Here is a 20,960-nt window from a genome sequence, read left to right on the forward strand (position 1 = left end):
ATAAGGAAAAGTCTTGCACTACACCCTTACACACGCTACTTGCACGCCACTTGCTACAACGGGGGGAACCCCAACGGACAGTTTGCTCAAGTCGGGGAACCCGCCCACGCAACTGTCCTCCGCAACGCAGTGGCTCCTCAAGTCGAGAACCCTTTCGGCAGTGGCTCCCCTACTCCACTCCCTACTCCCTACTCTCCACTTCCTATTTTCAAGACAGATGGCGTGGGTAAATAATATCTCTATTTTGACGCTGAGTGTACTAGCCTAGAAAGTAGGTGCTATAGAAGAGATAATTTGTAAATTGCTACCTTTAAAGATTGTAGTTATTGGCGGTGGAGCCGCAGGATTTTTTGGGGCGATCGCCTGTGCCGAAGTTAACCCCCAAGCTCAAGTCACTTTACTCGAAGCTAGTCGTCAACCATTAGCTAAAGTCCGCATCTCCGGCGGGGGACGCTGTAATGTGACTCATGCTTGCTTTGAACCACAGGGGTTAGTCCAAAGTTATCCTAGAGGTGGTAAGGCTTTACGGGGCGCTTTTACTCGGTTTCAAGCTCAAGATACGGTAGCTTGGTTTGCTCACCACGGGGTAAAACTAAAAACAGAAGCCGATGGTAGGATGTTTCCCATTACAGACAGTTCTGAAACGATTGTGGATTGTCTGATGAATACTGCTCAAGCTGAGGGAGTAGAAATTTGGACGGGTACAGCTGTTGTTGCTGTTAAACGCATTAACACGGAATTTGAAATAATTTTAAAGTCTGGTGAGATCATCAGATGCGATCGCCTGCTGCTAGCTACAGGCAGCAGCCTCATCGGTTACAAAATTGCCCAACAATTAGGACATCACATCGAAGCACCCGTACCATCATTATTTACATTTAATATTCCAGAGGCCAAGCTCAGGGCATTAGCCGGGATCAGTGTAAACCCCGTACGTTTAAAATTATTGGTAGGGGAGAAGTCTCAATTAGAACAAACTGGGCCATTACTGATTACCCACTGGGGTGTAAGTGGCCCGGCTGTACTGAAGCTTTCAGCTTGGGGTGCCAGAGTTCTACACGAACATCACTATCAAGCGACTTTATTGGTGAATTGGTTGCCGGAACTGTCCCAAGAACAAGTCCGGCAAAAAATCTTAGCAGTCAAAAATGAATGGGCAAAAAAAGCGATCGCTCTGCACCGTGGCGTTGATTTACCCCACCGTCTTTGGCAATCTATAATCGCCCGTGTCGGTATTACCACAGATGATCGTTGGGCAGGACTCTCTAATAAAACTTTAAATCTCTTGATCCAAGAAATTACCCAGGGCAAATACTTAGTTAATGGTAAGGGAGTCTTTAAAGAGGAGTTCGTCACCTGTGGCGGTGTCAACCTCAAGGAAATTGACTTCAAAACGATGGAAAGTAAGCTAGTTCCTGGACTCTACTTTGCTGGTGAAATTCTAGATATTGACGGCGTAACTGGTGGATTTAATTTCCAAAGTGCTTGGACAACAGCCTATTTGGCAGGTAACGCTATGGGAATTGGCGACTCAGAACAATTACGATCACACAGATAAATTTAGTAGTCAAATTGCATAAACTCCTTAACTAGCTCTGATAAATCAAGTGACGATACTCAGCAGATTTAAGGATGCTTGTGGAATTTATGGACAACATCACGCACTTTATCCTTGTTCAAATCCATAGATTATGTAAAGTTATTATGAAGTTAGTTTAAGACAACTTTATAAACCCATAGATATCTTCATTAACTGAAGTAGTACAGCCTTTTTATGTAATTGTTATAAAATCTTGAAGTTTTGTGCAACAGAATTTCTTTTTGAGAATGTAAAACTTTGGTAAAGAGTTTAGTGATTCAGTGACTTTTCAACATAGAGATACTACCATATTCCTGTGTGTGTTTAAGTATTCTTGTTTCATAAGATACGTATACTTGTGAGTATCTTCTCTGATTTACAAAATGGTGAGTATTGTATTAGAACAAGGCTCTTCTAGGGTGTGAGTAATGCGTAAACCAGTTATCACTATTTTTTACCAGTTCAATCCCTGGCACGCTTCTATAGGAGGTATTCAGACACTCATCAATACGTTTATCAAATATGCTCCGAGTGAGTTTGAGGTACGGCTAGTAGGAACGGCAAGTGATACCAGTCAGCCCCTTGGTAAATGGCAACAAGCAGAATTTGCAGGTAGAGAAATTAGTTTTTTGCCATTATTTTTACTAGAGAATGATAATAAAAGAAGTCTAATACCCACAACGCTTAGATACACAACCGCCTTACTTGGGCGTTCTTTTTCTTCAGATTTTATGCACTTTCATAGGCTAGAACCGAGTTTGGCAGCTATGAATTGGCAAGGAGAAAAAACCCTATTTATTCATAATGATATTCACACACAGATGCAAACTGTGAGTGACCGCAAGGCAATACTCTGGAGAAGATTCCCTGCTGCCTATTTTGCTTTAGAAAGATTATTAATTGATCAGTTTAGTCAAATTCTCTCATGCAATACTGATGCAACACAGTTCTATCGACAACGTTATCCCCACTTACGAGATTGTGTTGAATACATAAAAAATTCCTTTGATAATGAGGTTTTCTATCCCTGGAATTGGGAACAAAAACAAGCCAATCGGCGGGAATTAGCAATGCAGATGGGGTTAGATGCAGAAACACGGTTTATTCTATTTGCTGGCAGGCTGCATCCCCAAAAAGATCCAATATTATTAATACGTACTTTTGCTAATTTAAAAGAGCGTAATACTCATTTATTAATAGCAGGTGATGGAGAATTAGCATCATCAGTACGCCAGGAAATTGCACAACTGGGCTTGTCTAATCAGGTAACAATGCTCGGTGCATTGAACCAAAAGGAATTGGCTAAACTACATAGATTAAGTAGCGCCTTTGTCTTAAGTAGTGCTTATGAAGGTTTGCCTTTGGTGGTATTAGAAGCACTGGCAAGTGGCACACCAATAGTAACAACTAAATGTGGTGAAACTCCCAAATTACTTAGAGGTGATACGGGAGTTGTTTGTGAAGAACGTACACCAGAGTGCATAGCGGATGCTTTGCGTCGGATACTGTTACACCCAGAAAATTATCCTAGCGAGTCTTGTGTCAGGGCTGCACAACCTTATGCGGCTCGTAGTGTTGTCAAAGATGTTTATGGTGAAATGTTTCATCGCTGGGAATCAAAACAACTCTCAGTAATTGGCTCAGGCTAGAAACAAAAATCATCGACTACCAATTCATGTGTTTCCTCATTAATAAATAGAACAACATAACTATGAAAATTGCTGTCATTGGTGCCAAAGGTCTTCCTCCCAAACAAGGTGGGATTGAACATTACTGTGCAGAAGTCTACCCTCGGATAGTGGCGCAGGGTCACACTGTAGACTTATTTGCCCGTTCCTCATACACAGATAGTTCTTGGCGAGAAAGTTACGATTTTCAAGGTGTTCGAGTAATTTCCTTACCAGGATTGGATGTGAAGGGAGCAGATGCCTTTGTCACCTCTGCATTAGGAGCGATCGCGGCTACTGCTAGCAAGTATGATATTGTTCACTTCCATGCTTTAGGTCCCTCTTTATTTAGTTTTTTACCGAGAATTGCTCAATCGACGAAAGTTGTAGTGACTTGTCAGGGACTGGATTGGCAACGCGCCAAATGGGGAAGTTTTTCCACCCAATTAATTAAGATGGGAGAACAAGCAGCAGTACGTTTTGCTCATGGCATAGTGGTCGTATCAGATGCCCTCAAGACTTACTTCTTACAGAATTATGGTCGGGATACAGTTTATATTCCTAACGCTCCTGCTAGCTATGGTGAATCAGACCCCAACTTTAGCTATGGTAAACAGTTAGGTCTGGAACAGGGACGCTACATGATATTTTTGGGGAGAATCGTCCCAGAAAAACGCCCCGACTTATTGATTGAAGCATTCTCTAAATTAAAGCCATCTGGCTGGAAACTGGTTTTAGCAGGTGGTGTGAGTGATACTCAATCATATACCGCCAAACTCTTAGAAAAAGTTGCCAATAATCCCAATATTATCTTTGCAGGTGAACTGCGCGGTTCTCGTCTTTGGGAAATTGTGCGTGGTGCAGGACTGTTTGTTTTACCTTCTGATTTAGAAGGACTGCCCTTAGCTATGTTAGAAGCTATGCAAGAAGGTAGACCAGTAGTAGCCAGCGATATCCTACCCCATCAACAATTAATCAATGGGGGTATGGGAACATTATTTGAAGCTGGCAACGTAGACTCTTTAGTAAATTCCCTTGATTGGGCAATTAATCATCCCCAACAAGTCGCACTCATGGCCAAAAACGCCCAAAGAAATGTGCAGACAAATTACAGTTGGGAACATATTACTGCTGAAAATTTAAAACTATACACAACACTTTTGAACTCATCGGAACCATTAAGTACAATCAAGCCTCATGAAATTAGTCTGGCAAGAGTTGGGAGCAAAAAATAAATAGTTTTTGTGAAAGGCAAACACATCAAACTTTCACAATCTCAATTAGTGTGTTTGCTACCAGTATTGTACTAATCGGTGTATGATACCGATTAGTTTAAGATTCATGTATCTTATCTACTCACCAATCTTTGTCAGCCTTTTAAATTAACTCAGGTGTATGTAATGGGAAAAGGCATTTCAACCTTACTAGCAGTGTTGCGGCGAAGAAGCTTGCCTGCTTTCACTACTTTTGCTGCCGTCATTGGGGCATCAGTTGCTTATCTGAGTGTTACTCCACGTTTGTACGAAACATCAACACGATTGATGGTTAATGACAATCAGGTAAGTATTTCTGAATTGGGTCGTGATCTTACACAGTTACGCTCAAGTGGTGGAATTAAAAGCAGCCCACTGGCAGATCAGGCAGAGTTAATCAGTTCACAAGCTGTTTTAGAAAGGGCAATTGCCAAAATTGTTTCCCCATCTCACAATGATTCCCATCAAAATACACTGACATCTAACAGTATCAGTCCGTGGCTAAGAATCAAAATTGTCCCTGCTACCAATATTCTGGAACTGAGTTATCAAAGCCCAGATCCCAATCTAGCTACCAAAATACTCAATGCTATTGCTCAAGCAACAGTTGAGGAAAATATCAGAACCATCAATTCCGAAGCTACAAAGGTGCGGGAATTTTTGGAAAAAGAAGTACCATTAGCTCAACGGAGGTTGCAACAAGCAGAAGTTGCAGAAAACAAATATAGACAACAAAGCGGTGTAGTTGAGATTGATAGCCAGACTAGGAGTTTGGTCGAAAGTTTAGCCAACACGGAAAATCAGGAACGCACACTACTGGCGCAACTTCAAGAAACGCGATCGCGTGATGCGTCCCTGAGACAAATTACTGATACCAAAACCCTCAATAATGCTTACTCATCGGTGCGTGGTGGTCAAGATGAGCAAGTAAAAGTGCTGCGAGCCAAGTTAACGGATTTAGAAACTAAGCTAATTGAGGCTCGGTTGCAGTTTACAGACAGCCATCCAACAGTTATATCGTTGCTTGGTCAACGAGATTCTATTCGAGCGTTATATGCACAAGAACTTGCTCGCGTATCGTCCGATGGGCAAACCATTCCTTCAACAGACATTGCAGCCGATCAAATTAGCCAAAATCTCACCTCACAGCTCATCAATAATGAAATTGAGCGTTTGGCAATAGAGAACAAGCTGAATTTTGTAATTTCTAACTATGCCAAAAGTTTCTGTTATTATTCCAGCATTCAATGCCTTGAAATATCTCCCCGAAACTTTGAAATGCCTTTTCAAGCAAACTTTTAATGATTTTGAAGTCATTATTGTTGATGATGGTAGTTCAGATGGAACTGCTGAATGGGCATCCCAAATAGAAGAACCAAGAGTTAAATTAATTACTCAAGCAAATCAAGGATCAGCAGGGGCAAGAAACACAGGTATCAAACATTCCCAAGGCGAGTTTATAGCTTTTATGGATGCTGATGATTTTTGGCAATCTACTAAGCTAGAAAAGCAAGTAAAGGTTTTGGAGGCCAATCCAGAAGTTGGCTTAGTCTACAATTGGGTTGCTTATATCAATGACAAAGGAGAACCAACAGGTAGAGTTGTCAAACCTGATGCCCAAGGCCATATCTGGGATAAATTTACAGAACGTAACCTAATTGAGTGTGGTAGTGTACCGATGATTCGTCGCCTTTGCTTTGATGATGTAGGTTTATTTGACACAACTATTGATGCTGCACCAGATTGGGATATGTGGCTACGTATTGCTGCTCGTTATTCTTTTGCTGTCATCAAAGAACCCTTAGTTAGCTATCGCCAGCACTCCAATAATAAATCTAAAAATTATCCTAAGCTACTCCACGACTTTCGCACCATTATTGAAAAAGCTTTTCAAGCTGCTCCATTTGAACTGTTACACCTGAGAAATCGCAGCTATGGTAATCTCAATTTGTTAATAGCATGGAAATGTCTGCAAAGTAAGGATAAAGACTATAAACAGGCAGATTTATTTCGTCGGCAAGCTCTGAAGCATGATTATAAATTAATTTTTTCTAGAGAATATATCCGTCTAAGTGTAGCGATCGCCATTATGCAATGCTTGGGTGCTGATGGATACGAGAAATTTATCCAGCTATTTTATGCTCTACGTCGGCGCGTTTCGTCTGTTCCTCAATCCAAAGTAGAATTTTACGTTGAAAAATAAGGCTAGAACAAAATACTAAACTTAACGCATAGTCTCAAAGGTCACTTTCACAATTTGTAGGCTAGTTAACCTTAATTCAAAAATTGATGTCAATCAATAATATTAAAAGTAAAGTCATTCAAGGTAGTATTTACTTAACTATCAGGCAATTATTAGCATCAGGATTTTCTCTGGTCAGTGCCTTAGTAATTGCAAGAATTTTAGGACCTAAAAATTATGGAATTGTCACAACATCTCTAGGAATTTTTTATTTTTTGAAGTGGTCAGGCAGGCTGGGCTTAAGTGCCTACCTAGTCCGAAAACCTAATCTATCAGAGAATGAAGCTCAACAAGTTCTATGCTTCTATAACGTTGTAGGTATTGCCTTCTGCTTTGTTTCCTGGTTAGTTGCTCCTGCATTTGGTTGGTGGACTGGACAGGTTGAAGTTGCTCAATTATTGCAGTGGTTAGTTCCAGCAATCTGGTTAGACATGATTGGCAGTGTGCCTGCCAGTATGCAAGAGCGTGAACTACGTTTTAAGCAGGTTGGTCTGATTGATGCCATAGCACAGATTGCAAACTATTTACTCTCTATTGCTATTGTCTTGATGTATAAAAATTATTGGGGAGTAATTGCAGGAACTATCCTACAGTTTATGGTCTTTGCCAGCGTATCATTTTGGTGTTACCCCATGTCTTGGCGCTGGAAGTGGCATTGGCAAGATTTAAAACCTGCAATTCACTATGGTTTAACCTACTATTTTGCTAACTGGCTCTTTACCTTGAAGTCGCTGACTATACCTCTATTTGTGAGCCGTTTAGCTGGCATTGAAGCCGCCGGAATTGCAAATATGGCTACTAGAATACTTCAGCAACTTTCACTATTGAGGAATGTTGTCAACCGTATGTCATTGAGTGTGATAGCTAAACTTTTGGAAGATCCAAGTGCTACACAACGTGCAATTAGCCGAGGTATGACTTATCAAGCTTTGCTCATGGGAACAATATGTGCAAGTTTTGCCTGTTGTGCTTCTTGGTTAATTCCAACATTGTTCGGTGAAAAATGGGTATTGAGCGCACAAATTTTTCCGATGTTGGGGTTTGCTGCCGTAGTGGGGTCTATTTTTGACTTACATACTTCTGCACTCTACGCAGCTGGCCATAATAGATCTGTAGCAATCTTCAATTTTGGTTATCTAACAGTTCTGTGGTTAGGTTCTATTTTACTAATACCTATCTTCGGACTTTGGGGCTATGGAGCAGCAGAACTCATAGCATTACCTCGCTATTTTTGGCTGCATAGATCGCTTACTAAGTTATGTAATTCCCCTAATTACTGGCACGCTTTTTGGATAATTTTTTCATTGATCCCACCCATAATATCCGGAATTTTTTTACCCCCATTAATAAATTTTGTTATTCTATTTTCTTGTTATGGATTGCTATTTTTGCTGAATGCCAATATCAGAAAAACTTTCATGGAGCTATGGTCTATATTTAGGTCAAAGCAGAAACAAGTTGCTCAAGATTTGACAAATTAACAAACTTATAATTTTTGAAACTCATAGGAGTAAAGACAATGAAAAAAGTAGGTATACTAACTTATCACCATGCTATTAATTATGGTGCTAATTTACAAGCATACGCTTTATGGAAAACTCTAAAAAACCATGACTATGAGGTAGAAATTATTGACTATAGACCAGCAAAAGCAATTAAACAGTATTTTTTTGGAAGTAATTTTTTGAGCCATTTAATCAAGGCTCCAAAAGTAGAAAATTTTTTAACAAATAAAACAAAATTGTCCAAACCTACGGTTTATACACGGTCAAATCTTCTCAAGCAAAATTTTGATTATGATGTGTTAATTACCGGTAGTGATGAAGTTTGGAATATTAATTCATTCAGAGGATTTGATCCTGCTTATTTTTTGGATTTTATGTCTCAAAGCAGGATAAGCAAAATTAGTTATGCAGCTAGCTTTGGTAGTACCACCACCCTTGGTTCTTATCAGGAAGAAATCAAAAAGCTAATTCAGCAATTTGATTATGTATCGGTTCGAGATTCAAATAGTTTAAACATAATTCAGGAGGAATGTAAAAGTAAAGCTATTCAAGTCTTCGATCCAACCTTGATATTAGATGACTACAGTGAAATTACTTCTAATATTAAATATGATAAGAAATATTTGTTAATATATGGTTATATTTTAAATAGCCTAGAGGAGAATTTAGTTAAATCTTTAGCTAAACTCAAAAATTTATCCATAATTTCTGTTGGATGTAATAATAAATTTGCAGACAAAAATATAGTTGTCGCTAGTATAGGAGATTGGCTTGGTTATTACAAACAAGCATCTTATGTGGTCACTAGCTTCTATCATGGAGCTATATTTGCAGTAATATTTAGGAAACAATTTACTGTCTTAGAAAGAGGCAATAAGTCAATAAAGGTTAATGACTTATTGGAATCTATAGGATTAGAAAATAGAGTTTTTTCATCTGGTAATGCCAATGTTAATGAATTTATTGAGAAAAATTCAGAGATAGATTATAGTTCTAAAATCGATAAATTATCAGCAGGTATATCATTATCTAAGACATTTATTTTGGAGGCAGTAAATGGTTAAGATTCAATCCATAGAATCCAATAAACTATCTTATTTTCATACCTTACATCAGTTCGATAAATATGCAGAAGTTACCACTTTAGAAGAATTTTGTGAATATTATGAATGGGCAAAAAATAATAATATCAAAGTTTATATATTGGGCAATGGTTCCAACACTTTATTTACCAAAAAAAGAGTACAATCTTTGATCATTAAAAATAAATTACCCAAATTTATTAACACCTTAGACGATCTCCATCTAGAGGTATCATCATCAGTGCTAGTAATGGACATTCTTAAATATTGCCAAGAAAAATATCTTGACTCCTTTTATTATCTTGCATCTGTGCCAGCTACTGTTGGTGGCGCTCTAGCTATGAATGCAGGACGTGGTAGAAAGCATGAATGTACAATTTATGACTACGTAGAAAGTATCACATTTTTGGAAAACGGCTGTGTTAAAACTCTGAAAAATCATGAAGTAGAAAGAAGTTACAGGGAAACGATATTTACAGGTAAACATGACAAAATCATCTTGAGTGCTGTCTTTAAGTTTACACCTTTAAATTCTAAAGATAATTTATTAATTGAAAGACTCAAGTGGTCAAAAGAAAACCAAGACCATAGTGCGCCCAATTGTGGTAGCGTATTTAAATTATCATATTATCCGATAATGAAAATTATGAAAGGTTTCAGTATTGGAGAAGCTACTTTTTCCCCAAAAACAGCAAATTGGATCATAAACAAATCCCAAAGTAGTTTGCCAATTCTTATTTTAATTTTAATAGCTAAGATTTTACATTTTTTGGCTTTCAAAAAAGTAAAACTAGAAATAATTACTATAGATTAATATTCTAGTATTCTGATGGTTAGTAAGTATTTGGATGTATGATATAAATCATAGATCCTAATAAGCTTAAGTGGAAAACAGTAATGGAATACATAAATGGAATACATAATATTTTGAATAGGAGGTAATGGTATGAAAATTCATAGTATGTGTATAGTTAAAAATGAATCTGACATAATAGAACAGACACTCAAGGCTGCTATCAAGTGGAGTGATTTTATATATGTTTTGGACAATGGTAGTACAGATGGCAGTTGGGAAAAGGTTTTAAATCTGGCTGAAGCGTATAAGCAAATTATTCCTTACAAGCAAGATGACTGCCCATTTAATCTTGCTTTATTTGCAGAAATTTTTTATCATTATCGTTCCAATACTTCTGATGGAGATTGGTGGTGTCGGTTAGATGCTGACGAAATTTATATTGATGATCCTCGAACCTTCTTATCTCAGGTACATCAAAAATATCAAGCTGTGTGGAATGCTAGCATAACTTATTATTTCACCGACAAAGACTTAGAATTATATAATCAAGATCCTTCGCTATATGCAGATGACGTGCCAGTAGAAGAAAAGTTTAGATATTACTTTAATAGGTGGTCAGAAGCACGTTTTTTTAGATATGACCGAAATTTAGTTTGGGACAGAGATCAAAGTTGGCCATACTTTGGAGCAGTATATCCTGTTAGAATCAGGTTAAAACACTACCAATATCGTTCACCTGAACAAATTCAAAAACGTATTAATACCCGTATTTTAGCTAGACAAAGAGGCAGCGATAGATTTAAGCATGAGGTTAAAAGAACTTTAGAATCTGATGCTGCTAATCTACAGAAAAAAGCCGCCAGTGCAATTGCAATACAACTCTCTGGAGATGAGTGGAAAGGCAGGATTCAAGAAGCATCACAATTCAATTATGACAATCAGGATGGTAACTATGTACTCAATGAGGATTTAATGCCTAAGTTGCCATCAGTTCACCCGACCATAGCAAATAGAATGAGGATACTAAAAAGGTATGCAAGAGCTTTGAAAAAGTTAATTGCCCCCAACCGTTCTTAACTCTTATCCTGCAAATTAGTTATTACTGACGCACCCTAGGAACAGTCAATTTGAGATAATTTATTTTTTGGTATTCCCTTTGGTTGTAAATTTAGAAACTATGCAAACCTTTGCCTATGTGAAAAAGTGAGATTTTCGCGTAGTGGGTATCTCCAAAAATCAAGAAAAATAGGCAGGATATCTCATTGGCAGAAACTTCCTTCTAGGTGTGTTTTATTTTGCATCTCTATGCTTCAATCTTTTTAGATTGAAACACACCCAAAACAATGAAGTTAAGCGACATATTAAATCAATTAGAAGCTAAAACCAACGATCATAGCCTTGCTATCAATCCAAACAACGACCCAGAAATTACAGGGTTAGCTGCTGTCGATGAAGCTATAACTGGTCAACTCAGCTATATTGAAGGTGCTAAATTTGCGTCTTTTATAAGTAAGACCAATGCTACTGCTTTAATTTTGCCTCAAGATGCAGCAATACAAGCACAAGCACAGGAACGGGGGATTGCTTGGGTAGCTACAAGTACACCCAGGCTGTTGTTTGCAAAAGCGATCGCTTTATTTTATCAACCATACCGCCCCGCTCCAGAAATTCACCCTACAGCCGTCATTCACCCCACGGCAAAAATTGGCAATGACGTTTACATTGGCCCCCATGTCGTAATTCAACCAGGGGTAGAAATTGGTAACGATGTAGTTATTCACCCCAACGTCGTGATTTACCCCGATGTCAAAATAGGCGATCGCACCACCCTCCACGCCAACTGTACAATCGAAGAACGCAGCCAAATCGGTGCAGATTGCGTTATTCACAGTGGTGCTGTCATCGGTGCAGAAGGTTTTGGTTTTGTCCCTACCCGTACTGGTTGGTTCAAAATGGAACAATCTGGCTATGTAATTTTAGAAGATCGTGTAGAAATCGGTTGTAATACCACCATTGACCGCCCATCGGTAGGCGAAACCAGGATAGGATGTGATACTAAGATTGATAACCTAGTGCAGATTGCTCATGGTTGCCAAATTGGTAAAGGCTGTGCGATCGCTGCCCAAACTGGCATGGCTGGAGGTGTAACATTAGGCAATCGTGTAATTTTGGCAGGACAAGTAGGAATTGCCAATCAAGCGAAACTTGGAGATGGTGCAACTGTCTCGGCTCAAAGTGGTATTCTGCACGATGTTGAGCCAGGAGAAATTGTATCCGGTACTCCGGCTGTTCCTCATAAGCTATATCTCAAAGTAGCTGGTCTTTATAGCCGCCTGCCAGATATGTATCAATTTTTTAGACAACTGCAACGTCAAATGAGGGAATGAAGGGAGTAGGGAGTAGGGAGTAGGGAGTAGGGAAGAAGCAGAGGGGCAGAGGAGCAGGGGAGGCAGGGGAAGCAGGGGGAGAGAAATACCCAATACCCAATACCCAGTCCCCAATCTCCAGCCCCTAATACCCTTCAAAACCCCAATTTTTCTAACACTGTTTTTGTAGAAACAATATGCCGTTCTAAACCCAATTCCTGGGGACTAACACCCAATGCCAAAGCAATTAACTGGGGTAAATGTAGCACTGGTAAACCTAACTTTTTGCCAATGACTTTTTCTACCTCTGGTTGACGAGAATCTAAATTCAGATGGCAGAGAGGACAAGGTGTTACTAGACAATCTGCACCATTTGCTAAGGCTTCTTGAATGTGCATCCCTGCCATTTGGAAAGATTGGGTAGTAGCATAGCTAGACAAAGGCCAACCACAACACTGTGTCCGCCCCCGGTAATAAATTGGAGTTGCGCCCACTGCCCGAAACATATTTTCCATTGCTTCTGGATTGTATGGATCATCATAGGGCATCAACTTTTGAGCGCGGAGCAAATAACAACCATAAAAAGCTGCACACTTTAAACCAGATAACTTGCGGGTGACGCGTTTACTAATTTCCTCCAAGCCATAATCCGTCACCAAAGCATATAAAAGATGTTTAACTTCTGTGCTACCACGATAAGGTGAACAGCCTTCCTTGTGTAACAAACTATTAACTTGCTCAACATAAGCCGGGTTATTTTGTTGATAGTCTTGTAACCGTTCATTCACATGACCAATTACACCCTGACAGGTACTGCAATGAGTCAGTAAGGGCAAATTTAATTCTTCTGCTAAGGCAATATTTCTGGCATTAACTGTATCTTCTAACAGTTGAGAATCTTCTTTAAAGGTTCCAGAACCGCAACAAGCAGCTTTTTTTAATTCAATCAGTTCAATACCCAATGCTTTAGTGAGAGCTTGAGTTGACTGATACAGTTCCCGGCAAGCACCTTGAGCAACACAACCGGGGAAGTAAGCATATTTTAACGTCTGAGATAGCATAAAAGTAAGTTGAGATTGAGGGCAACTGCCCCGATGATAACTGTTTTATCATTCCTCACCAGACATACTGAGGAGAGAAGGTAATTTATTTTGGGCATTCATCCCAAAATTTTAGAAGCACCATTTACACAGTGTATGCAATCACACAATATAATTTTGTAGCCCCTATCTTTTTGAGATTGTGGTTTGTATTTCCTTCAGGAATGAACAACAAAATTGTCCTAACATGGGATGTATAAATAGTGACGCATCCAGACACATAAATCGTGTTTGGACAAGAATGCTGAGTCTGGACACTTACTCAGCACTCATAACTCAACACCTATCCATTTTTAGGACTGGAACGTATACGGATGATCGCGCTTTCCGATAAGATGTATATGCTCAAAACCATGTCACCCATAAACAGCAGACAATAGCAATTGCTTAAGGACTTTTATCTATGAGCCAGGCAGAAATCTTTGAAAAGGTCAAGAAAATTATTGTCGATCAACTCAGTGTTGATGATGCGGAAAAAGTCACACCACAGGCAAGTTTTGCCAATGATTTAGGTGCTGATTCCCTAGATACCGTTGAATTAGTTATGGCTTTGGAAGAAGAATTTGATATTGAAATTCCCGATGAAGCCGCCGAAAAAATTACAACCGTTCAAGAAGCAGTGGATTATATCAACAGCAAAGTTGCCGCATCCGCTTAAACAGCGATTGGGGATTGGGGATTGGGGATTGGGTACTAGGGATTGGGTACTGGGGATTGGGCATTGGGCATTGGGGACTGGGTATTGGGGACTGGGTATTGGGTATTGGGTATTGGTCATAGGGCATGGGATTTCTCTCCCCCTGCCTCCCCTGCCTCCCCTGCCTCCCCTGCTCCTCTGCCCCTCTGCGCCTCTGCGCCTCTGCCCCTCTGCTTCTTCCCCAGTCCCTAGTCCTGAGTTCCTAGTCCCTAATTTTTGCAGCTTTCTCGCCATCTTTTACTGAGTCATGACAGATTATAATCGTAAACGCGTTGTTGTCACTGGTGTTGGCGCGATTACACCTATAGGTAATACACCGAGTGAATATTGGGAAGGATTGTTAAGTGGACGCAATGGCATTGATTATATCAGTGCATTTGATGCGTCTAGCCATGATTGCCGCATTGCGGGTGAGGTGAAAAACTTCGATCCACATGAGTATATGGATCGCAAAGAAGCCAAGCGCATGGATCGCTTTTCCCAGTTTGGAGTCGCAGCCGCTAAACAAGCTCTTGCCGATGCCAAGTTAGTTATTAATGAACTCAATGCTGAACAGGTAGGAGTTATCATTGGTTCTGGGGTAGGTGGGATTAAGGTCATGGAAGACCAGCAAACCGTTTATCTCAACCGCGGCCCCGATCGCTGTAGTCCATTTATGATTCCGATGATGATCGCCAACATGGCGGCCGGATTGACAGCAATTCATACTGGTGCCAAAGGGCCAAATAACTGTACTGTAACTGCTTGTGCGGCTGGCTCTAACGCCATTGGGGATGCTTTCCGCATGATTCAAGGCGGTTATGCCCAAGCCATGATTTGTGGTGGATGTGAAGCGGCTGTGACACCCTTATCTGTAGCTGGATTTGCGGCGGCACGGGCGCTTTCCACCCGCAATGATGATCCTGCTCATGCTTGTCGTCCTTTTGATCGCGATCGCGATGGATTTGTCATGGGAGAAGGTGCGGGAATCCTCATCCTCGAAGAGCTGCAACACGCCTTAAGTCGTGGCGCTCGGATTTATGCCGAAATCGTCGGTTATGGCATGACTTGCGATGCTTACCATATGACTTCCCCAGTTCCCGGTGGTGAAGGAGCCGCCAGAGCTATGCAACTGGCGCTCAAAGATGCAGGAATAGCACCAACACAAGTCAGCTATATCAACGCCCACGGCACCAGCACCCCGGCAAATGATTCCACGGAAACCGCCGCCATCAAAAAAGCCTTGGGCGATCATGCCTATAAAATCGCCGTTAGCTCCACCAAATCCATGACAGGCCATCTGTTAGGGGGTTCTGGCGGTATTGAAGCTGTAGCTACAGTTTTAGCTGTGGCTAATGATCAAATTCCCCCTACGATTAATATCGAAAACCTTGACCCAGAGTGTGATTTAGATTACGTTCCTAACACTAGCCGTCCTCTCAAAGTCGAGGTAGCCTTATCCAACTCCTTTGGATTTGGTGGTCATAATGTCACCTTAGCCTTTAGAAAGTACGTCTAAAGTTGTAAGAATTCAGAATTCAGAATTCAGGGGACAGAATCATTCCCAAATCAGGAGATAATTTGAGTAATCAACTTGCTCATAATCCCAAACTTGAGCCAGAATTCAGAATTCAGAATCTTAAATTTTTCCATTCTGCATCCTGACTCCTGAGTTCTGAATTCTTCGCCTTGACTTCCCAGTGCTGCGTTTTTCCTGTAATTAAGACAGGAAAAGTATCATAAATGTCATTCCCCCATCAGCCAAGGGTTCAAGTTAACCACTATCTTGGCTTGATAAATTACCACAAACTCAGGAGATCCCGCTTGTCCATGAACAATCGGGAATGGGATGATGAAGATACCGCAGGGGAACCTCAATCAGTAGTTCAGTTATCAGTGACCAGTGATGCAGTTGATGCCTAGGGATTTCAACCCTGACAAATCACACTCATAAGTGTTCGCTGTTAATCTGTTAACTGTTAACTGTTAAACACAACCCCGGTCAGAGTAGCTCAAAGAGTGCTAACCCGTCGTTAAACACAAGAGATTATGGCTGTTGCAACCCAATCCCTCGAAGAACTTTCTATTAATGCGATCCGTTTCTTGGCTGTTGACGCTATAGAAAAGGCAAAATCAGGACACCCAGGATTACCGATGGGCGCGGCTCCTATGGCTTTTGTGCTATGGAATCGCTTTATGCGGTATAACCCCAAAAATCCCAAGTGGTTTAACCGCGATCGCTTTGTCCTGTCTGCTGGTCATGGCTCTATGTTGCAGTACGCCCTGCTCTACCTGACAGGCTACGACAGCGTAACCATTGAAGATATCAAGCAATTCCGGCAGTGGGAATCCAAAACCCCCGGACACCCGGAAAACTTCGTGACCGCAGGTGTGGAAGTTACCACCGGTCCCCTAGGTCAAGGTATCGCCAATGGCGTTGGTTTAGCCATAGCGGAAGCTCACCTGGCAGCTAAATTCAACAAACCCGATGCCAAGATTGTTGACCATTACACCTATGTAATTCTAGGTGATGGTTGTAACATGGAAGGTGTTTCCGGTGAAGCTGCTTCCCTCGCTGGCCATTTGGGATTAGGTAAACTCATCGCTCTGTACGACGACAACCACATCTCCATCGATGGTTCTACAGATGTTGCCTTCACCGAAGATGTTTCTAAGCGGTTTGAAGCCTACGGCTGGCACGTCCTCCACGTTAAAGAGGGTAACACCGATTTAGAAGCGATCGCTAAAGCCATTGAAGAGGCTAAAGCTGTCACCGATAAACCCACCATGATTAAGGTGACAACCACAATCGGTTACGGTTCCCCCAATAAAGCCAATACCGCCGGTGTTCATGGTGCAGCTTTAGGTGCAGACGAAGTAAAACTGACTCGTGAAAGACTGAATTGGGAACACGAGCCTTTTGTAGTTCCAGAAGATATCCTCAGCTACACCCGCAAGGCAATAGAACGCGGTGCAGGCTACGAAGCTGACTGGAATCAAGCATTTGCTGATTACAAAGCTAAGTATCCCCAAGAAGCAGCTGAATTTGAGCGTTACCTAAGCGGCAAACTAGCTGAGGGTTGGGATAAAGTATTACCTACCTACACCCCAGAAGATAAAGGATTGCCCACCCGTAAGCACTCAGAAACCTGCCTCAACAAATTGGCGGCGGTTGTACCTGAACTCATTGGTGGTTCGGCTGACTTAACCCACTCCAACCTGACCGAAATTAAGGGCAAAGGCGACTTCCAAAAAGGACAATACCAAAACCCCAACATCCACTTTGGTGTGCGGGAACATGGTATGGGGGCAATTTGTAACGGTATTGCCTTACATAGTTCAGGCTTAATTCCTTATGGTGCTACCTTCTTAATCTTCACCGATTATATGCGGGCTGCTATCCGCTTATCTGCCTTGTCTCTAGCTGGCTCGATTTGGGTGATGACTCACGACTCCATCGGTCAAGGTGAAGACGGCCCCACCCACCAACCTATTGAAACTTTGGCTTCCCTCCGCGCGATTCCTAACCTGACAGTGATTCGCCCCGCCGATGGTAACGAAACCTCCGGCGCTTACAAAGTGGCAATTGAAAGAGCAAAAGCCAATGCTCCCACTCTGTTGGCATTCACCCGTCAAAATGTCCCCAACTTGGCTGGTACATCTATTGAGAATGTAGCTAAGGGTGGTTACGTATTAGTAGATTCTGAAGGTACACCAGACTTAATCCTGATTGGTACTGGTTCAGAATTGAGTCTCTGTGTTACAGCAGCTGAAAAACTCACAGCCGAAGGTAAGAAAGTCCGTGTTGTTTCTTTACCTGCTTGGGATCTGTTTGAAGCACAAGATGCAACTTACAAAGAGTCTGTGCTGCCTAAAGCTGTTACTAAGCGTTTGGCTGTAGAAGCTGCTAGTAGCTTTGGTTGGCATAAGTACGTTGGTACTGAAGGCGATACTGTAACTATTGACCGCTTTGGTGCTTCGGCTCCTGGTGGTGTTTGTTTGGAGAAATTTGGCTTTAGTGTTGATAATGTGTTAGCTAAAGCTAAACAATTGTTGGGTTAATAGCAACAGAATATTCTCTTACTTGAGTTAGAGGGTGGGCTTGATGTCTGCCCTTTTTTTTACGCCAAGGAGCGCACAGAGAAGAATCTCTAGTGCCAATTCTGAACAGGCTGCTGGTTAGCAAGTACATGAAAATTGCAACAAATATATAAAATCTTTGACTGATTTTACGGTTGGCTGATTAAAATTGGGTATTTGGTTAAGAGTTAATATTCATTGCTTTGCCTTTCCGCGTGTTTTCTGGCTTAAAAGTGCTGTTAGCGGTAGCACTGGGTTGAGCCGATGGTGTTAGCTTTCTTCGGGGCGTTGAGCCGCGTGCTGAATACTGAGTAAAATTCCATTCCCCACTCCCTAGTCCCTAATCTCCAATGTTGTAGTTCTGAGGAATGTACTAATTAACACGAATAATGGGTCTGATGAATGCCAAGATCAAAATAAGGATGTCATAAGGGTATTGTAAGTAATATGCCAGAAATACACCAATCAATTGCACAGCATTATCACGAACGTACTAAATACGACCCTGAGACCCTTGCCTCTAAAAGTCAAAGGCTAGATTGGGCTAAACAGCCAGTACCGTTTAAAGAGTACAGAATCGGTTCTGACATCGACCTGAAACCTTATATCCAAGAAACACCAGAGGGATTTGCCAATGATCCTCATGCTCAATGGTGGCAAAGACTTTCGCGGTTACTGTTTCGCAGTTATGGGCTAACAGCTAGAATGCCTTCTATGGGTAGTACGGTATATTTACGTTCTGCTCCTAGTGCTGGGGGATTGTATCCTGCGGAAGTGTATGTAGTTTCTCGTGGTACGCCCTTATTGCCAGCTGGTCTGTATAACTACCAATGTCGGACTCATTCTTTGCTTTGTTTTTGGGAAAATGATGTTTGGCAAGCATTACAAGAAGCTTGTTTCTGGCATCCTGCTTTAGAAAGTACCCAATTAGCCATGATTGTAACGGCGGTTTTTTACCGTTCTGCATGGCGTTATGAAGACAGAGCTTACCGTCGAATTTGTTTAGACACAGGACACCTATTAGGCAATATCGAGTTAGCGGCGGCGATTACCGATTATCGCCCACACTTGATTGGTGGTTTTATCGATGAAGCGATTAATGATTTACTATACATCGATCCAAAACAGGAAGGCGCGATCGCAGTCTTACCTCTGGCAGACTTATTAGATATCCAGCAAAATTTACCCCCAGGATGTACCGCCCTCCCCTCCGCCACAGAAACCAATTATCCTGACATCCCCGATGGTGAATTGTTGAAGTATTTTCATAGCCATACCGAAATTCAGGCAGGTATCACTGGCAAGCTCAATTTACCAGCTGTAAAACAACCAAAATCTTTAGAAGATAAATATAATTTTCCTTTTTGTTTAAAAATTCCTACCACTACCACACCGATTTACTGGGGAGAAAAGCTCTCAGATTTAGAACTTGCTATCCACAAGCGACGTTCTACCCGTGCCTATAATGGTGAGGATTTAGCTTTTGATGAACTCAAAGCTTTACTCGATTTCACCTATCAACCCCAAAATTATATTGATCAAAGTTTAGACAATGCTCCAGATTATTTTGACTTGAACTTAATTCAAACATTTATTGCTGTCTGTGGAGTTAACGGATTAGAATCTGGCTGTTACTACTACGCACCCAAAGCCCAAGAATTACGACAAATTCGCTTTAAAAACTTCCGGCGAGAGTTACACTTCCTCTGCTTGGGACAAGAACTTGGCAGAGACGCAGGAGCAGTGATTTTTCATACGGCTGACCTCAAATCAGCTATTGCCCAATATGGCGATCGCGTTTATCGTTATTTACACATGGATGCTGGTCATTTGGGCCAACGTCTGAATTTAGCTGCAATTCACCTAAATTTGGGTGTGAGTGGCATTGGTGGCTTCTTCGATGACCAAGTAAATGAAGTTTTAGGGATTCCTGCTGATGAGGCCGTGTTGTACATTACAACATTAGGTAGACCAAGATAAACCAGATGTGTGTACCTCTGGCATGAAATTAGCAAATAAAGATTTTTTATCCTCATTGTGGGCTTCTATCTGTGGGAGTCTCTACCGCTTCGCTAACGCGAACGCCTAACAATTCATCTCATCGCCTCCCTACCCTTTGCTACGCAACGCTAGCGCGAACGGGAACACTTCATGAACAGGTAGGTGAGAGGCTTCTTTTTGTTTAAGCTAACCGCTAAACACTAGCATCTGAATTCAACGAGAGGTACTTCACTAAAACTAGAAATACTATAAATTCTTGTATATCAACATCATAGATGTAACTCTAGGAAATTTCACCTCTTTAATATCCCTAATGTAATTGAGAGATGAGATCAATCTGCCGTAGGTAAAAACTTTGGTTAAACATCATGCTTATTAAGTAAAATTTTTCACAAGAATTATTGTTTATATTGCAAAAGCTCATAGAATTCTGCTAAAAGTGCTGATATGAGAATATTTAGTTATTTCAGCAACCACTATTGATGAACGCTATTCCTAACGGAGATACTACCAAAAATTCTTCTTGTTCATTTCATACAGTTATGCCTAAGTATGTATTATACAGATGAGATTATTAGATAATTTTTATCATCCCAGTCTATCAATGTTTATT

At 41.0% G+C, this 20,960-nt stretch carries 15 protein-coding genes; 14 read left to right on the top strand and 1 reads right to left on the bottom strand.

Translation table 11 applies throughout. From position 1 onward, the window contains the following. Positions 1-301: 301 nt before the first annotated feature. From NOS7524_RS24400 to lpxD, 10 genes are all read left to right on the top strand, one after another. On the top strand, positions 302-1,558 hold the full coding sequence (locus NOS7524_RS24400) for an NAD(P)/FAD-dependent oxidoreductase (protein WP_015141147.1): 1,257 nt from the start codon (positions 302-304) through the stop codon (positions 1,556-1,558). 449 nt (positions 1,559-2,007) lie between these two features. Next, entirely contained in the window at positions 2,008-3,228 is a 1,221-nt protein-coding gene (locus tag NOS7524_RS24405) for a glycosyltransferase family 4 protein (RefSeq protein ID WP_015141148.1), read from the top strand. A gap of 62 nt (positions 3,229-3,290) precedes the next feature. Further along, the gene (locus NOS7524_RS24410) at positions 3,291-4,481 is read left to right on the top strand and encodes a glycosyltransferase family 4 protein (protein WP_015141149.1); all 1,191 of its coding nucleotides are present in this window, start codon (positions 3,291-3,293) and stop codon (positions 4,479-4,481) included. A 165-nt stretch (positions 4,482-4,646) separates the two neighbouring features. Continuing rightward, a complete protein-coding gene (locus NOS7524_RS24415) occupies positions 4,647-5,801 on the top strand; it encodes a GumC family protein (protein WP_015141150.1) in 1,155 nt (384 codons plus the stop codon). After that, on the top strand, positions 5,713-6,702 hold the full coding sequence (locus NOS7524_RS24420; RefSeq protein WP_015141151.1) for a glycosyltransferase family 2 protein: 990 nt from the start codon (positions 5,713-5,715) through the stop codon (positions 6,700-6,702). Before NOS7524_RS24415 ends, NOS7524_RS24420 begins: the two co-directional genes overlap by 89 nt. A gap of 86 nt (positions 6,703-6,788) precedes the next feature. Then, on the top strand, positions 6,789-8,222 hold the full coding sequence (locus tag NOS7524_RS24425; protein ID WP_015141152.1) for an oligosaccharide flippase family protein: 1,434 nt from the start codon (positions 6,789-6,791) through the stop codon (positions 8,220-8,222). 38 nt (positions 8,223-8,260) lie between these two features. After that, positions 8,261-9,310 carry a polysaccharide pyruvyl transferase family protein gene (locus NOS7524_RS24430; RefSeq protein ID WP_015141153.1) on the top strand — a complete coding sequence of 350 codons (1,050 nt, stop codon included), beginning with the start codon at positions 8,261-8,263 and terminating at the stop codon, positions 9,308-9,310. Then, on the top strand, positions 9,303-10,142 hold the full coding sequence (locus NOS7524_RS24435; protein WP_015141154.1) for an FAD-binding protein: 840 nt from the start codon (positions 9,303-9,305) through the stop codon (positions 10,140-10,142). The genes NOS7524_RS24430 and NOS7524_RS24435 overlap by 8 nt, the downstream gene beginning before the upstream one ends. Positions 10,143-10,274: 132 nt before the next feature. After that, positions 10,275-11,201, top strand: a complete 927-nt coding sequence (locus NOS7524_RS24440; RefSeq protein ID WP_015141155.1) for a glycosyltransferase family 2 protein — start codon at positions 10,275-10,277, stop codon at positions 11,199-11,201. 266 nt (positions 11,202-11,467) lie between these two features. Further along, positions 11,468-12,511 carry a UDP-3-O-(3-hydroxymyristoyl)glucosamine N-acyltransferase gene (gene lpxD / locus NOS7524_RS24445; RefSeq protein ID WP_015141156.1) on the top strand — a complete coding sequence of 348 codons (1,044 nt, stop codon included), beginning with the start codon at positions 11,468-11,470 and terminating at the stop codon, positions 12,509-12,511. A 134-nt stretch (positions 12,512-12,645) separates the two neighbouring features. Here lpxD and NOS7524_RS24450 read toward each other — a convergent pair whose 3' ends face one another. Further along, positions 12,646-13,551 (bottom strand): CoB--CoM heterodisulfide reductase iron-sulfur subunit B family protein, encoded by a 906-nt coding sequence (locus tag NOS7524_RS24450; protein ID WP_015141157.1) that lies wholly within the window; start codon positions 13,549-13,551, stop codon positions 12,646-12,648. Positions 13,552-13,993: 442 nt separating this feature from the next. Here NOS7524_RS24450 and acpP point away from each other — a divergent pair, with 442 nt between their 5' ends. The 4 genes from acpP (at position 13,994) to NOS7524_RS24470 (ending at position 20,326) form a co-directional block, all read left to right on the top strand. Next, positions 13,994-14,248: an acyl carrier protein gene (acpP, locus tag NOS7524_RS24455; RefSeq protein ID WP_015141158.1), complete on the top strand. Its 255-nt coding sequence runs from the start codon at positions 13,994-13,996 to the stop codon at positions 14,246-14,248. 286 nt (positions 14,249-14,534) lie between these two features. Beyond that, entirely contained in the window at positions 14,535-15,785 is a 1,251-nt protein-coding gene (fabF, locus tag NOS7524_RS24460) for a beta-ketoacyl-ACP synthase II (RefSeq protein ID WP_015141159.1), read from the top strand. Between the two features lie 530 nt (positions 15,786-16,315). Continuing rightward, entirely contained in the window at positions 16,316-18,328 is a 2,013-nt protein-coding gene (gene tkt / locus NOS7524_RS24465) for a transketolase (protein WP_015141161.1), read from the top strand. Between the two features lie 465 nt (positions 18,329-18,793). Further along, complete coding sequence (locus NOS7524_RS24470; protein ID WP_015141162.1) at positions 18,794-20,326, top strand: SagB/ThcOx family dehydrogenase; 1,533 nt, start codon at positions 18,794-18,796, stop codon at positions 20,324-20,326. Positions 20,327-20,960: the final 634 nt, after the last annotated feature.

Origin of the sequence: Nostoc sp. PCC 7524, from assembly GCF_000316645.1 — a bacterium.
Classification (GTDB): Bacteria; Cyanobacteriota; Cyanobacteriia; order Cyanobacteriales; family Nostocaceae; genus Trichormus.